The sequence below is a fragment of the Kistimonas ophiarachnellae genome, assembly GCF_057552235.1.
Genome location: NZ_BAAJPA010000008.1, coordinates 162014 through 179703, shown reverse-complemented (window position 1 = coordinate 179703; position 17690 = coordinate 162014). Strand labels below are relative to the sequence as shown.

Here is a 17690-nt window from a genome sequence, read left to right as displayed (position 1 = left end):
GCGACAAAAACACATATTGATTCAAGTGCTGGAAAACAGGATATTGTATGGCCACACAATGCAAAACCTTGCATGAGCCATTGATTTTACCTTCTGCGAAGAAGCGTTTTATCTCACTCTTATTGGCACCATTACCCGTCCTTAGTCTTTCATTGAGTGCCGCACCAGAAACTAATGAATCAATCTTTATCATTGGTCTCCCCAGTCGTTATGGCACACAACTGATCCAGACCCTCAATAAAACGGACCTATCACAAAAAACGAATCCTCCCGTCGTCTATATCAATGCTGCCGAGCACCTTCAAACTAACGACCTGAATACCATTCAAGACTTACTGGCCAACAAGGCAACGATCATTCTTGATGGTACAGAGCTAAACACCCATGCGGTTCAAGCATTGAGCACCAGGCTGACAGGAATCGGACTTGCCTCACACATTCTTATGATTCGTAAGCCGGTCAACCATACGCCTGAATATAAACAAATTATTCTCGCCGAGAATCCTGATCATACCAAAGCCCATTCAATCAGCCAGAGAGAGCAAGACATCTCAACAATAGTCCATGAAACCACAAACCTGCTGACGTCATGGCAATCATCCCAATACCGTTCATCACGCGACAGAGCATCAATCGCGAATTGGCGCCCTGAAGTTTCGATTCCTGTGGAAATGCGCCATATTGGCTTTTCCTGTCTGGTTGGCAATCAGTTTGTGAAAAGTGACTACTTCGATGATAAATGGACAGGAGGGCAACTGGATCCCTGCAATGGTCAGGCAAGTCTCTCCTTATTCTACACTGTCGATCTGATTCATTCCGTCGAAACCAATACGCCGGACACGCTTGACGCCAAATACTTACGCATCACCGTCAATCCCGAAGCCAATGGAGGGGGTGGATGGCATCTTGTCAATCAACCACGTCATAAACACACCTGGTTTGAAAGTTGGACCAACCGCATAACCTGGTATGGCCCGATTGCCAACAGCTATGCTGCCTCTATTCACAGTCTTGATCCCGACGTTCGCTTGTATAATGCGATGCCGGGAAACACCCCCCAGCATTCCAGAGTGTCGATACTCAACAAGATTACAGTTGGTGTTTCAGGTTTTTCACACCTTCCGGATACCCCTGATGATGTCGATGACCTAGCTGAGAGCGAACACAGCACAGCAACAGAGAACACCTACAGCACGGCCACAGAGAACACCTACAGCACGGCCTCAGAGAACACCTACAGCACAGCAACTGAGAACTCTTATAGCTTGGCTTTAGATAGTGTTGATTACAGCGAGAGTGATTCAGATCCTGGTGATAGCAATGCGTCTGTTGAACAAAGAAGAGGCATTAGCAGCAAACATTTCCGGTTTATTGATACAGTCATTCCAGAAACGCTACCTGCTGGCATGTTTGCTTACTCAAGCACAAGCGCTGTTAATTACCGAACCGATGAATATGCAGTCATTAACCAATCAACAACAGGGAATGGCGATAAAGCGGTCTGGATATGGGATCGTCAGTTTGACCATTACGCTAAGGAATGGAGGACCCACAACACCTGTCCACTCTGGTGTAAAGACTGGTTTTTTGATGATGTAGCCTTTTCACCTGCTGCATATGCACACTTCACGCCGGGTTTTTCTGCCACATTTCGAGCGGATGCGGACCAAAATTCACCTTCTCAATTTGAGTTTATCCACTCCATTACACCTGTCGCACTGGGAGGCAGGATCACCTATGGTTTTTTCTATCAGCGTTATGCAAGCTGGAGCCAACGCGGGAGTACCTACTCATTCGGGCAACAATTAACGATCGACTGGGGCAGACTTAACTTCCATGATCAAGCTGCTGTCACAGTGCAACTTGCCAAAAAAAACCTTTGTTTAAACCTTCAAGAAAGCACCCTGGGCTCAACATCATCCGTCAATCTTTACAAATGCAACAAGCGACAAAACCAGCAATGGTTATTTACAGGCAGTCAGCAGATCAAAAGCGCTATCAACCGCAATATGTGCCTCACTCTTGAAGACAATCTAACCATCATGCTGAAACCTTGCAAAATTGCCCGCAACCACCATTGGGAATGGCATAGCAACCAGCTTATCAACGGGAATGGTGCAGCGGTCATTGCCACTGAAAACCATAAACTGAAAGGCAGCCGGGATCATACTTTAGCAACGCGTTGGCATTATCACTACGCCCCCAAAGATCTCAACAACCTGTTAAACATAGAACCGCTTTAAATCACAACTTCAAGAAATAAAGACTGTGTTTTATTGCCCCCAGACTCGTAATTTATATCAAGACTCATTCATTTATTGGTGAAACACTTTTTGAGAATTCAGACAACAGCTACACGCAACCCTCGTTATCTAAGGGATAACCGCAAACCAAGGTATTGTTCAACAACACATATGACATCAGCTGCTACCTTATCCGTACACAACTCATAATAAATCAATGATACATGGCCTTGTAACCAGGATATATTGAATGCAGTTTCATACGCCATCCCGCAGTTATTTACCTTTATTCTCTAAACATCTCTTATGCAAGCTACCATTTTTCTTCTCGGCAATTTTATTGTTGTATGCTTATAACGCACAGGGACAATCACTACCTTCAATACCAATAACGCACTATGGCCCATTGACCCATTTTGGACAACGCCTGTCAGATCACTTTCAGGCAGGAAAGACAGACTATCACAACATCCCCAATATTCTTTATGTTAACAGCAGCGTGCCATTGAATCCGGATGAGATCAGGGATATCAAAGTTTCATTGAATACTGGCGGCATAGCCATTTTAGATGGCACCGTTGATTATTCCGACACAATAAAAGAACTCAGTACCAGAATTGGCGGCATCGGTTTTAACAGCACCATTGTCATGATCAGGAAAAGACCTGACGGATCGCCAGAATTCAAAGAACTTGAATGGTTCAGCCGTATTGAAACCAACCCAAAGCCCACAACAGAGCATCTGGAATTTGAAGCAGAGCAACTGGCCACAGAATGCCACCGGATGCTACAGCCCTGGCTCAAGCGTCCCCTGCATCGATCAGGCCCAAAACCCGGAGGCAGAGTACCGGTATGGAAACCCGAGGTGTCGATTCCTATTGAGATTCGCCAGCTGGGTTTTCCCTGCATGGTCGGCAGCCGCTATGAGGGCAATAACGTCACGGGCTATTCCGCCTGGTCTGGTGAGCTGGTTGATGCCTGTGAAAACAGTGCCAGCGTTTCCTTTTTCTATAACGTTGACCTGATCCGCTCCAATCGAAACAGCAAGGCGTCACATAATGCCAAATACGTTCGTATAACCATGGATCCTGGCTCCAATGCGGGTGCAGGATGGCATCTTGTGGATCAACCCAGGCATTATCATACCTGGTATGAAAGCCGTACCAACCGGGAAACCTGGTTTGGCCCTATCGCTGACAACTATTCTGTATCACTCGAGCCCCTGGATGCAGATATGCGCCTGTACCATGCCATCCCGGACAATCAGCCCAGGCACTCGGAGGTCACCTACACCACCAAGATTGAAATCGGTGTAGCGCTGGCCATCGATTTCGACCTCCCGGCACACCCTGCACCCGCTGGCGGCCCGGGGGATGGAGGAGGTGCAGGAGATGGAGGAGGTGCAGGAGATGGAGGAGGCGGTGGTGATGGAGGTGGTGGAGCCGGTGGCGATGATGGAGGTGGTTGCTGTCATCACGATCACGGTGGTGGTGCACAAGCGCCACAGGCAGGTCCCAGCGGCGGCGCAGGCCCGGGCGGTGGGGGTGGATGCTGTTGCGGTGGCGGAGGGCAAGGCGCGTCCGGTTCCAGTGGCTCGGGCTCTGGCAGTTCCGGCACCGGGACTCCCGGCATCTCAGGCACAGGCGTGCTTCCTGATGAGCAAGAGGAAGACGAGGTCTCCAGGCCCAAAGACGACTACAGCCACCTGGAGCATGCCGGTCATGGACAGGACGGGAGCTGTTGCCACACACATGAACCCGAAGATGACAGTGAGGAAGAGGTTGATCTTGAAGCATTACTTGATCAAGCCAGCAACAGAAAACGCCCGACCTATCGTACAGCCCAGTTTCGGGACCTGGAACCCTCTTACAGTTACAAGAGCGAGCGATCCATTTCCTACACCAATTATGAGTACGAAGTCATTAACCTCTCAAGGTCGTACGATACCGATACTGCCGCCTGGATCTGGAGCAGGGAATTTGACAAGTACGCAGCCAGCTGGCGAACCAATAACACCTGTCCCCTCTGGTGCAGCGACTGGTTTTTTGATGACCGCGAGTTCTCACCGGCGGCCTATGCGCATTTCACACCGGGCTTTTCTGCCACATTCATGGTATCGGCCAACAAATCCGGCCGTTCAACCATTCGTTTCACCAGCGCCATAACACCGGTTGCCCTCGGAGGGCGCGTTCAATACCAGTTCTTTTATCAGAAATATGCGCCCTTCAGCCGTAAAGGCATGGAACACAAACTGATTCAGGATCTCACTATCGACTGGGATTCCAGTATTTTTGCCGCCGAAATACCCATCTCTCTGGAAGCCAGTATTGATACCGCTGATGGTGCCTGCCTTACAGCCCCGGAGTTTGATGATGACGACAACCTCGCAACGATCAGCCATTGCCAGTTCGACCCCAATCAAATCTGGGGGCTGGATACAGAACATCGATTGAGGTCTTTCCTGGCACACAACTATTGCCTGAGCGCCAATGAAAACAATACGGTTTCGCTCGACCGGTGTAATCGCAGTGCAGCCCAGAAGTGGAGATGGAGTGACAACACGCTATCCAATCCCATCAGCGGTTATCTCAACATCTCGGCAGATGGCAGGATCATGACAAACTGGAACAAGGCTGAAGCGACATTCTGGAAAAGTCATATCCGCAAAGCGGATATTACGGATGCATTATCCATTGAATCACCACGTTCATCATAAATACTACATCGTGAAATCAGGTTGTTCGGTTCAACGACAATCACCGAACAACCTTTTCTTGCTAATCGAATGTCAGGCTAAACCAGCAATGCAAACCCGGAAACATCATCCTGATAATGAAAGGCAGCTGACTTTTTTATTTACACGTATACTTTTGTTGGCTTTTTGTAAAAACATCAACAACCAACTAGCAAATCGCTTTTTTTTAAACTATAGCGATAGACACAGATATTTTAATAGTCATTTTTGCTGCATTAAATGAGTAAAGCATCAAAATCATCTACACAAACATCAAATCATCCAAGGGTGTTTTCTGGAAGCTCAGGGAATTTCTATTTATTGATAAACCCATCTATCAGTATCAAAAACATGCAATGTCATAAAACCAAAATATGCCTGACGAATGAATCCGGAGGCAATTGAAAATGACAGTCCCAGTGAGCAGACATGAATAGCAAAAAAGAGTGTGTGACATTCTAATTCATTGACCCATCAGGTATTTTGTATGGCCAATATCGATAAGCGAACGACACCCTATACAACTTCTGCAAGACAGGCCGCCTTTGCTACTGTAATCCTGCTCTCATTAGCCTCATACGCCAATTCGATTGTCCCCCTTTCCCAGCAACCCGATTCTTCTGACGTGCTCGTATCAGAATATGGCAGTTTGTCTGAATTCGGTTCCGCCCTGCTTACAGCGTTTGCAGAACACAATAACACTGGCAGCCAGCAAAGAACGTCTCCAAACCATGTCGTGTATATCAACACCAGGGAACCACTGTCAGAATCGTCACTGGCAAGCATACAAAATGACTTGTCAAAGGGCGCCATCATCATCCTCGACGGTACCAATAACGGTGATGACACAAGCGATTTCAGCACCCGTATTGGAGGAATCGGCTTCAGTAGCCCCGTACTGATGATCCGGCAGGATGCCAGTCAAAAACCGGAATACAAAGCACTGTCTTTTTTTAACGCCGACACCCCGATGCCATCGCTGATGGAATACACCCAATATCGGCACCAGAAAATGGCTGATGAGGCCTACAGGATGTTAGAGCCATGGACAGCAAAACAACGATTCAGGGCAGCGACACCTTCCGCCTACAGGGACAGCAGCGTCACTTACCGTCCTGAAACAACCATTAATGTAGAAATACGTCATACCGGCTTTCCCTGCATGGTCGGAAAAGAATATAACGGAAACAGCGTAACGGGCGTATCCCGCTGGGATGCCGACACGATTGATGCCTGTGAGAACAAGGCCAGCGTATCACTGTTTTACACGGTGGATTTTATTCGTTCTGTTTCTACTGAAGAGGGAGGGACTGAAGATGCAAAATACGTCCGCATCACACTGAACCCGGAAGGTGATGGGGGTGCAGGTTGGCACTTCTCAGATAAACCCACACACAGAAACCTCTGGTTTCAAAGCCAGACCAACAGAATTGAGTGGTTTGGCCCTATTGTTGAAGATTATTCTGTCAAACTGGCATCACGCGACCCTGAAATACGCCTATACCAGTCGGTTCCTGACAACAAACCCCAGCACAGCCATATTGTTGCCTTACCTTCCATCGCGATTGGGGTCATGTTGCCAGGTGGCGTTTCAATACCGGCCGACGCCACGCTGGGATTACCCCTGAAATTTGGATCCACTGTCGATCGTGCCGTTATTTACAATAACTACGAGTACGCCATTATCAATCGATCCATTGACGATGCCACGGCAACCGCGTCCTGGCTGTGGACCCGTGAGTTTGATAAATACAGTGATGGGTGGCGCACCAACAGAATATGCTCGCTCTGGTGCAGTGATCCGTTTTTTGACGATAACGCCTTTACCCCTGCGGCTTATGCCCACTTTTCTCCAGGCTTTTCTGCCACATTCCGGGCTCCGGCAGAAAAGATGGACCAATCCACGATCAAGTTCACCGGTAGCGCCAACGTCGTAGCCCTTGGGGGAAGGGTTCAGTACAAATTCCTGCTGCAACACTATGCGCCCTGGAGCCGAAAAGGGAGTACCTATACCTTTGTACAGAACCTGAGAGTGAACTGGGGATCCACGCTTTTCAATCCTGACATTCCTGTCTCTATCGAAGCCTATAGAGAAAACAGCGAAATGGGCCTTTGCCTGAATATCACTGAAAGTGACATTGATGAAGGTATAGGGCACGTAGATTTATACCACTGCCACTTCCAACCCAGCCAAATCTGGGGAATGGATAACGATAACCGCTATAAATCACGCCTTGCCCAGGATCTCTGTTTAACACGGGAAGACAATGATTCTCTTACTGTCCAACAGTGTACCCATGCAGCCAATCAAAAGTGGGAATGGCAAAACGACAAGTTAGTCAGCAAACTCGGAGGATACTTGACTGCAACGCCAGATGGTTCGGTGAGCATCAGCGATACTGACACCAACACCCTGCAATGGCGCAGCTTTCTGAGAAAGCCTACACCATCTGACGTTTTATCCATTCAATCAATACCGATTAGCCAAACAGAATTTTCGAATGCTCCCAGCAGCAATCAATAAAGACACCAACAGGTTTTTAAATGACATGACCTATTATCGAATCCTATTAGCCAAAACAATAGAAGCGTACAACTTATTAAAAATCGTTCATAAAAAATCAATCGCTACCTCGACTGGCGCATCCTCTAATCACACAACAGAATCAACACTATAAAAAACATAATTTTTTTCATGGCTCGTAGACACAGGACACAAGCAGGCAAAACAGAACAGCCTTAGGACTATGTTTGTGGATTCAGAGAACAAACGAACGTAACACGTCACAATGAGGGTATTTGCATGACCTTGCTTAATGGCCATTTAAAACAGTTGGGTTACCTTTCTGTTGCTGGATTACCATTATTTATCGCATTGACGGCTTTTTCAGAGACACCAATAATCAACCAGGCGTTTGAATCAAAGTACCTGGGAATGACACGCATCCATACGTATGGTGAACCCACCCAGTATGCTACTGAGCTACAAAATCAATTCAAAACAAAAAACGACAAACGAAATACTCACCGGCTCCCTCTGAACCTGCACACGGTCAATGCCCGCTCATCATTGACGGCATCGCAGATCAACGATCTACAGCAAGCATTATCCAATGGACACACGGTCATCATTGATAATTCAGAGCAGCCCCATCAATCGGATGCCCAGGCATTAAGCGCCCTTCTCGGCGGAATTGGTTTTGACAGCACTATTGTCATGCTCCGGAAAACCCCTGACGGTACCCCCGAATACAAGGAGCTGATGACTTACACAGAAACACCCGATCGCCTTACCAGCCATGAGATTGAACAACTGGCTACGGAAACCCATACGATGGTGACCACCTGGAAACAGGGCCGTACATCACGTGACAAGGGGAGAGACCAGTATTACCGGCCGGAGGTTTCGATTCCCGTAGAGCTTCGCTACACCGGTTTCCCCTGCATGGTGGGGGCGGATTTTCACGGCAATGGCACGACTGGCAGCTGGTATTGGGAGGACGAAATGATCGACCCCTGCAACAGGGGCGCCAGTGTTTCCATGTTCTACACCGTGGACTTGATTCGATCAGTGGCGACCGTCAGCGGCGGCGCAGACGATGCCAAATACATACGGATTACGGTTGACCCTTCATCCAATGGCGGGGCTGGCTGGCACCTGATTGATCAACCTTCCCATAAGCACGGATGGTTCCAGAGCTGGGCCAACAGGGAAACCTGGTTTGGCCCCGTTGCTGACAGTTACTACGTCACGATCCAGTCCAGGGATCCTGATGTCCACCTGTTTAATACGATTCCCAGCAACCATCCGAAAGAATCACAAATTATGCACACTGTGGGCCTCCAGGTCGGTGTCAGCGGTGGCCCTACCCTGTTTAACCCGGCCAACCTCTCTGGCACCAACCCTCTCGGGTTCTCTGGTATTACGCCAGGCCTCTCATTCACCTACACCAGTGAGCGAGCCATCAGCTATAACAACCATGAATATGAGCTGATTAACCTGTCACGTGCGGGCATCACGGATAAAGCGGCCTGGATCTGGAGCCGCGAATTCGACAAATACGCCAAGCACTGGCGTACACAGCGTACCTGTGAACTCTGGTGTCAGGACTGGTTTTATGATGATGTCGCGTTTTCCGCGGCCGCTTACTCGAGTTTTACACCAGGCTTCTCTGCCACCTTCCAGGTACCCGCAGACAAGACCGACATCTCTGTCATCGAGTTTGAAAGCGCCATCAAACCCGTCGCTCTCGGTGGCAGGGTTCAGTATGCCTTTTTGTTCCAGCACTACACGCCATGGGGTATGAAAGGTACCAAATACAGTTTCCGCCAACATCTCACGGTTAACTGGGGTGCGACATTTTTTAATGCCGAAATTCCCACCTCGCTGGAGGCCTATAAAGAATCCAGCGCCAATGGCCTTTGCCTGGAAGTCATCGACAGTAACCCGGTCGTGGGCAGCAAGGTTGGTATTGCTGAATGTACATTCGAGCAAAACCAGATCTGGGGAATGGACTCAGAATTACGTTACAAGTCGTTTCTCGCCCCCGACCGCTGCCTGACGCGGGAAGGACATGAAACCTTAACCATACACCCCTGCTCACATGCTGCGAACCAGAAGTGGGACTGGAACGATGACCGTCTCCACAACAACCTGGGAGGCGCCATGACCATCAGCGATGACGGTCGGGTCATTGCCTGCCCACACACGCAAACACCCACCGTATGGCGTAATTTTATTAGAAAACCCCAGGTGGACGGCACGTTGACAGTTTCTGCGTTATCCATGCAATCAACGGTTGAAGTGCATGAGCAGGATAGCAACAAAGGGTCAGATGCATCTGACAAGGACAGTACAGCCGTTAAGACTAAAGAAGCCGGCGAAGCACAACACCACGGACAAGCACTCACTGAACGCGATGACGCACAAGGCACGGATGGCCCATCTGAAGCCTATGCACACTCATTCATCTATGAAGAGACAGGCGACGGTTACACCGTACAACCACAGGAGTCTACAACGTCAATTAAGCTATCAGGGGAGGATGATTGACGATAACAGCATCACATCATTGACGTTAGAAGCATAAAGCGAGCACATCAGAAGCCGTATTGATTAAGGCCAGGCCGACGTGTTTCAACAGGCCACCTTGATCAATACAGCTTATGATGGCTCTCTAACGTAACACGTCACTGAATGCCCCAGATTTGCCCCGCCCGACTATATTCCTGCCCTGTCGACATAAAGGCATGATAAAGTATGATACGCCGCATATAATCTCATCCTTTTAACCTCCGACAGGCAGTTTTATCCCCGCTATGGAGAAGACCTACAACCCCCACGCCATTGAGCGTTCCTGGTATCAGACTTGGGAAGACAACGGTTACTTCGCCCCGACCGGCGAAGGTCAGTCCTACACCATCATGATCCCCCCGCCCAATGTCACCGGCAGCCTGCACATGGGCCATGCCTTCCAGGACTCCATCATGGATGCCCTGATCCGTTACCACCGCATGAAGGGCAACAACACCCTCTGGCAGGTGGGCACCGACCATGCCGGCATTGCTACCCAGATGCTGGTCGAGCGCAAGCTGGCCGTCGAAACCGGCCAGAGCCGTCACGACCTGGGCCGCGAACAGTTCCTGGATAAAGTCTGGGAATGGAAGAACGAATCCGGCGGCACCATCACCCGCCAGCTGCGTCGCCTTGGCGCCTCGGTCGACTGGGCAACCGAGCGTTTCACCATGGATGATGGCTTCTACAAAGCGGTACAGGAAGTCTTTATCCGGCTGCACGAAGACGGCCTGATCTACCGCGGCAAGCGACTGGTCAACTGGGATCCGAAACTGCATACCGCCATCTCTGACCTTGAAGTCGAAAACAAAGACGTCAAAGGCCATATGTGGCACCTGCGCTATCCGCTGGCCGATGGCGAAACCACCAGCGAAGGCAAAGACTACATTGTTGTCGCCACCACCCGTCCGGAAACCATGCTGGGTGATACCGGCGTTGCCGTAAACCCGGAAGACCCGCGCTACAAGATGCTGATCGGCAAGGAGATCATCCTGCCACTGGTCAACCGTCGTATTCCGATCGTCGGTGATGAACACGCCGATATGGAAAAAGGCACTGGCTGCGTAAAAATTACCCCTGCCCACGACTTCAACGACTACGAAGTCGGCAAGCGCTGCAACCTGCCCATGATCAACGTGATGACGCTCAACGGCGACATCAGCGATAAGGCCGATGCCTTCAACATGGACGGCACGCCAAACGACAGCATCGACACTTTCATCCCTGAAACGTACCGGGGCATGGAGCGCTTTGCAGCCCGCAAGCAGATTCTGGCTGATCTGGACGCTGCTGGTTTGCTGGACGACATCAAGGACCATGACCTGACCGTTCCCTATGGCGACCGTTCCGGCGTCATCATTGAACCGCTGCTGACTGACCAGTGGTTTGTCCGCGCCAAGCCGCTGGCAGAACCGGCAATCAAGGCCGTTGAAGACGGTGAGATCCAGTTCGTTCCCAAGCAGTACGAAAACATGTACTACGCCTGGATGCGTGACATCCAGGACTGGTGTATCTCCCGTCAGCTCTGGTGGGGCCACCGCATTCCTGCCTGGTATGACGAGCAGGGCAATGTCTATGTCGGCCACAATGAAGCCGAGATTCGCGACAAGCATAAACTGTCTGCTGACATCACCCTGCGCCAGGACGACGATGTGCTCGACACCTGGTTTTCTTCCGCGCTCTGGACCTTCGGCACCCTAGGCTGGCCCGAAGCAACAGAACGTCTGAAGACTTTCCATCCGACAGACGTCCTGGTCACTGGCTTTGACATCATCTTCTTCTGGGTTGCCCGGATGATCATGATGACCCTGCACTTCATGAAAGATGAAGACGGCAAGTCCCAGGTACCGTTCAAGTACGTTTACGTACACGGTCTGGTCCGTGACCAGGAAGGCCAGAAAATGTCCAAGTCCAAGGGTAACGTGCTCGACCCGCTGGACCTGATTGACGGCATTGAACTGGAAACCCTGGTTGAAAAGCGTACGGGCAACATGATGCAGCCCCAGCTGGCCGCCAAGATTGAAAAGCAGACCCGCAAGCATTTCCCGGACGGTATCGCCGCCTTCGGAACCGATGCCCTGCGCTACACCTTCTACTCCCTGGCCTCCACCGGACGTGACATCAAGTTCGACATGGGCCGGATCGAAGGTTACCGGAACTTCTGCAACAAGATCTGGAATGCTACCCGGTATGTCCTGATGAATACCGAAGGTGAAGACTGTGGCCAGAACGGTGGAGAGGTGGAATTGAGCCTGGCAGACCGCTGGATCATCTCCCGTTTGCAGCAAACGGAAAAAACCGTTGCCGAAGCGATCGAGTCTTTCCGCCTGGATCACGCTTCCCAGGCATTGTATGAATTTGTCTGGAACGAATACTGTGACTGGTACCTGGAACTGTCCAAACCGGTTCTGTGGGATGAAGGCGCGTCAGATGCACGTAAGCGCGGCACCCGTCGTACACTGGTTCGCGTACTGGAAACCATTCTCCGCATGGCGCACCCCTTCATGCCTTACATCACGGAAGAGATCTGGCAGAAAGTGAAGGCATTGGCGGGTCAGGATGGCGACACCATCATGTTGCAGGCATTCCCCGCGCCGGATGAAACCAGGATTGATCCCCAGGCTGACCAGGATATTGAATGGCTCAAGGGCGTGATTGACGGCATCCGCAATATCCGTGGTGAAATGAATATCGCACCGGGTAAAGCACTGGATGTTCTGCTGAGAAACTGTACCGAAGAAGACAAGGCACGGTTGGCAGAAAACCATTCCTACCTCAAGAAACTGGCCAAGCTGAGCGATATTCGCGCTCTCGACGCCTCGGAAACCGCCCCCATGTCCGCGACCCAGCTGGTCGGTACGATGGAAGTCCTGGTGCCGATGGCTGACCTGATTGACAAGGAAGCAGAGCTGGCGCGTCTGACCAAGGAAGTGGATCGCCTGCAGAAAGAAGCTGCTCGACTGGCCGGCAAGCTCGGCAATGAAAAATTTGTCAGCAAGGCGCCTGCTGATGTGGTTGAGAAAGAAAAGGCCAAGCTGGCAGAAGCGGAATCAGCCAGGGCGAAGCTGGTAGAACAAATGGAGACTATCCGGCAACTCTAAGCCACGCCAGCAGTTCTACATGCTTTAACGCCAAAGCGTGTCCCTGGCTATCAAGTCCGGCCATATGACAGCAGGTAATGCTGTCATATGGCCGGCAATCCCAATGATAACAAGTCAAACCGGCTTTATCCCAAGTAGCAATCATTATCCGGTTTCATGCCATTCGCAGAGACATCCTGTTCAACAGGCGATGCGCCTCCACACTACAGGAACATCAATGTCCTTTTACTTGTCACCCTGACTTGATGTTCCAGGCTGATGTCGGGGTTCCATTTCCAACTGTTCAGGATGTTGCTTCCCCTGGTCATCACCCTCTTTTTTGGATGAACGACTAAGTTTCGTCGACTTTTTCCTGACAGCCTTAACATCTTCCTTTCCAGACTTATCACCAGAAGCAGATGCTCCTTTGCTCTCCGGCGTGGCACTTGCCCCTGGCAAGGACGAAGCTTCTGCTGCAGCTGCCTTACTTGTCGTTTCAGGTTTTGATTTTAAGCGCATAGATCTTCTTATCCTGTCTCCTAGCGATTCTTTTTTAGCTGCAGATGATTTCTCACCACCAGACGCATGGACTTCAGCAGAAGCAGCCGGAACGCTCTCTACAGTGTGACCAAACTCTTCAAAGACTTTGATAACATCCGCTCGCTGAAGCTCTCCAGCCAGCTGAATGCATGTCATTCCTTCCTTGTTTGCCAACTCAAGACTCGCGTTTTTAAGCATCAATTGCCTGATAGCCACACACCGGGCTTTCTTAATTGCACAGTGAAGTGCTGTATTGCCGTCTTCATCCTGACTATTAACTTTGATATTTTCTATTTCCAACAGGGTTTTCAAGATCTCCTCAGCTGCAAATTCAGCGGCATAATGCAATGCCATACGCTTGCTTATTATGTTGGGGGTATTAGGTTCCGCGCCATATTTCAGAAGTTGTTCTACTGCATCAAGATTGTTTTTTATACAGGCAAGTTGTAATGGTGTATATTTGCCGGAAGCATCTTGCTCAATAAAATTCACAGGAGCCTTGGCTTTAAGTAATAACTGCAGAAGTTCTGGTCGATAAGATCTTCCTCTCAGCACCCAATGAATAAACGGTTGCGAGGCGCCCTTCCCAATCGTTGGATCGGCACCGCACCGGAGCAACGTAGTTGCAATTACATGGTTCATAAACCCTTTTTTAGCGAAGAATGCTTCAACCAATGGTGTCCGGCCATCAGGGTCTTGTTCATTGACACCATGCCCTCCCTCAGCCAGCCAGATAGCAACATCCGGCACACCATGCTTTGCAGCCAAAATCAACGGCGTTCTATCTTCTGCCTTAGCCATAGGGTTAGCCCCGTTTTTGAGAAGTAACAAGGCAACTTCAGACCACTCTCTCTTAATCGCTTCGTGCAATGGCAACCGGCCCTGTTTATCTGGCTCATTGATACAAAGTTTTTTCTTTGCCAACATGACGGCAACGTCCTCCAAGCCATTCTCTATAGCCAGAAATAACGGTGTTTTCTCATCTGCTGATTTAATCGTTACATCAACACGTCCGCCTGCCATTAATTCATTGACCAAATCTTTCGCCTTCAACTTCTTGATAGCAAAGTTCAGTGGAGTATCCCTGTCCGCTCCGAAACTAGGAGAATTCGCAGATTTATCACTGAGCCCAATCACTTTCCATATTACTTGATCTGCTCCTGCAGGCAGGCGTCTTATTGTTCTAATTCTTTCTACTACAGTGAGTCCTTCACTGTCGCACACGTCAGGATTCGCCTTATTGGCTAAAAGTATTTTAACTGCTTCAAAATCGCACTTCTCACTAGCTCTGTGTAATGCTGTTTTTCCTTCCGTATCGATTTCATCTACATTCGCTCCCTTTTGAGGCAGTATGTCAATGACTTTGTGCATCGCTTTCATTGTTGTCGCAATCTGAAGTGGTTTGCGGCCTTCACCATCCTCTTTATTCAAATCAGCGTTATTTTTAATTAGCGTGACAGCAATATCCTCAACGCCTGAATCCATAGCCAGCTGCAATGGGCTTCTGCCATCTGTCATTGCAGTATTCGGATCCACAGAGTAATCAAGCAGGCTTTTGACCACTTTCGGCTGATCTTTCATTATCGCTAACTGAAGTGGTTTGCGGCCTTCATCATCTTCTTTATTCAAATCAGCCCGTTTATTAATCAGAGCAACGGCAATATCCTCAACGCCTGAATCAATAGCCATCTGCAATGGGCTTCTGCCATCGGTCATTTCAGCATTCGGATTCGCATAGTAATCAAGTAGTGCTTTTGCAACTTCTAGTTGTTTTTTCATTATCGCCAGATGAAGTGGCTTTGGCCCTTCTCTATCTTCTTCCTTCACATCAGCCCGTTTCTTAATCAGAGCAACGGCAATATCCTCAACGCCTAAATCGATAGCCATCCGCAATGGGGTTCTGCCATCGTTCATTTCAGCATTCGGATCCACAGAGTAATCAAGTAGTGTTTTTACAACTTCTAGTTGTTTTTTCATTATCGCCAACTGAAGCGGCCTGCGCCTGTTACTATCTGCCTTATCCAATTCGGTGCCATAGTAAATCTTCTTAATCAGAGCAACGGCAATATCCTCGACATCTAAATCGATAGCCATCTGTAATGGGGTTCTGCCATCGGTCATTTCAGCTTTCGGATCTGCTTCGTAATAAAGTAGTTGTTTGACAACTTCTGTCTGTTTTTTCATTATCGCCAGCTGAAGTGGCCTGCGTTGTTTTTTATCTACCTTATTCACTTCGGCGCCATTCTGAATCAGTGCAACGGCAATATCCTCGACATCTAAATCGATAGCCATCTGCAATGGGGTTGTTCTGCCATCGGCCATTTCAGCTTTCGGATCTGCTTTGTAATAAAGTAGTTGTTTGACAACTTCTGTCTGTTTTTTCATTATCGCCAGCTGAAGTGGCCTGCGTCCTTCACTATCTACCTTATCCAATTCGGCGCCATTCTTAATCGTCTGAATCAGAGCAACGGCAATATCCTCGTTATCTAAATCGATAGCCATCTGCAATGGTGTTCTACCATTGGTCATTTCAGCTTTCGGATCTGCATAATAAGCCAATAGAGTTTGTACAACTTCAAGCTGTTGTTTCTCTATAGCCAAATGCAATGCAGCCTTTCCCTCAGGTGTTTTAATCGAGAAATCGGGACAGCGTTTGATCAGTGCAATGGCCACGTCAGAATACCCTTTTTTAATTGCCAAATGCAGCGGTGTATATCCGCTTTTATCAGTTGCATCTAGAGAAGACGTATATTGTATAATCAACAAAGCTATCTTGGTATAACCACCATTAATTGCCAAATGCAAAGCCACTTCACCATTTTTCATTCGGCGATCCAATACAGCAGAGTCTTTTAACAAAACTTCCGCTATTTGAGGACGTTGTTCAATAAGAGCCAAATGGAGAGGCGTTAAATCGACAGTACGCTCACCAGGATCAATATCTGCTCCCTTACTCACGAGATAGTTGACAATTTTTAACTGTTCACCTTCTTCTTTAGAACCTTTTCCTGCGTGAATAGCATTATACAACGGAGTCCAACCTTTCTTTGTGCCTTTCTTTGTGGCAGCGTTCACCTCCGCCCCATGCTCAACCAAAGCTTTAACAAGTTCAAAGTGACCAAGTTCACACGCTTTATGCAATGCACTTTCACCGTCACGTCCTGTTTGACCTAAATCCGCACCAACAATAAGGGCATTAACTTTTTCTAATTTAATATTGCGCTCATCCAGAGACTTAAGCAGCTTTTGACCAAGCTTTTCTCTTTTCATTTTCGAAATATCTTTTTCCTGCTGCGTTGATTTTTCTGTTGAGGAAGGCGAACCGGTGGGTGACGGGGATACTCCGGATGCTTTGGATGCTCTTTGCATAATGAACTCCTTTAGTAAAAATACATAAACACAACCTGACACTACAGTTAACTCATTGAAACAACTTCAACAAGACCAACACAATAAGCATCAGCACTATTAAAAATGACACTCAATCAACAATTAGATTCAAGCTTTGTTATTAACTAAAACAGCATTTGTCATCAGATTCAAAAACCCTGACAATTCACTAAACAGACCTATGCATTCTTTTTCATAAACGACAAAATAATTTTACTCAGCAGCTTTACTCAACAACAGGCAACACGTTTGCAAAGGACGCTCTATTACGCCCTGAAACCAGCCCTTTCGAAAAAACATTTATCAGAACAACCAAAAACGCAAACCATTCAGTTACATTAAATTACACTAACAGACCAACTCCCCCTTTCCAGTTAACATTAGTAAACATACCAATTAAAACCTTCATCAGATAAAGCTTGAAAAATTCAATCTTCAACACATTCGAAATAATGCATCTGGATTTGAACGTCCCCTCTTTTATAATTTTTTCGCCAAACCGAATGTCGGATACTCACTGACGCTTATAAATAAAATCCGGTAATTAATGGAGCGCCTTTCAAGCATATGTCTATCCTTGTGTGACACCAGCATTACTGATGGCTGTGCGGGTCTTTTTTTTGCATAAC

6 protein-coding genes are annotated in these 17690 nt (G+C 48.4%); 5 read left to right on the top strand and 1 reads right to left on the bottom strand.

What is annotated here, in order from left to right; genetic code table 11:
- The first annotated feature begins 47 nt into the window (after positions 1 to 47).
- The 5 genes from AC27K1_RS11975 to AC27K1_RS11955 all read left to right on the top strand — a co-directional run bounded on the left by AC27K1_RS11975 (position 48) and on the right by AC27K1_RS11955 (position 13152).
- Positions 48 to 2243: a ricin-type beta-trefoil lectin domain protein gene (locus tag AC27K1_RS11975; RefSeq protein WP_487150836.1), complete on the top strand. Its 2196-nt coding sequence runs from the start codon at positions 48 to 50 to the stop codon at positions 2241 to 2243.
- A 406-nt stretch (positions 2244 to 2649) separates the two neighbouring features.
- Positions 2650 to 4959 carry a ricin-type beta-trefoil lectin domain protein gene (locus tag AC27K1_RS11970; protein ID WP_487150835.1) on the top strand — a complete coding sequence of 770 codons (2310 nt, stop codon included), beginning with the start codon at positions 2650 to 2652 and terminating at the stop codon, positions 4957 to 4959.
- 505 nt (positions 4960 to 5464) lie between these two features.
- On the top strand, positions 5465 to 7501 hold the full coding sequence (locus AC27K1_RS11965; protein ID WP_487150834.1) for an RICIN domain-containing protein: 2037 nt from the start codon (positions 5465 to 5467) through the stop codon (positions 7499 to 7501).
- Positions 7502 to 7780: 279 nt separating this feature from the next.
- Positions 7781 to 10030, top strand: a complete 2250-nt coding sequence (locus tag AC27K1_RS11960) for a leukocidin family pore-forming toxin (protein ID WP_487150832.1) — start codon at positions 7781 to 7783, stop codon at positions 10028 to 10030.
- Positions 10031 to 10296: 266 nt separating this feature from the next.
- Complete coding sequence (locus AC27K1_RS11955) at positions 10297 to 13152, top strand: valine--tRNA ligase (protein WP_487150830.1); 2856 nt, start codon at positions 10297 to 10299, stop codon at positions 13150 to 13152.
- 225 nt (positions 13153 to 13377) lie between these two features.
- Here the strand turns inward: AC27K1_RS11955 and AC27K1_RS11950 are convergent, their stop codons facing one another.
- Entirely contained in the window at positions 13378 to 17040 is a 3663-nt protein-coding gene (locus AC27K1_RS11950) for an ankyrin repeat domain-containing protein (RefSeq protein WP_487150828.1), read from the bottom strand.
- Positions 17041 to 17690 lie beyond the last annotated feature (650 nt).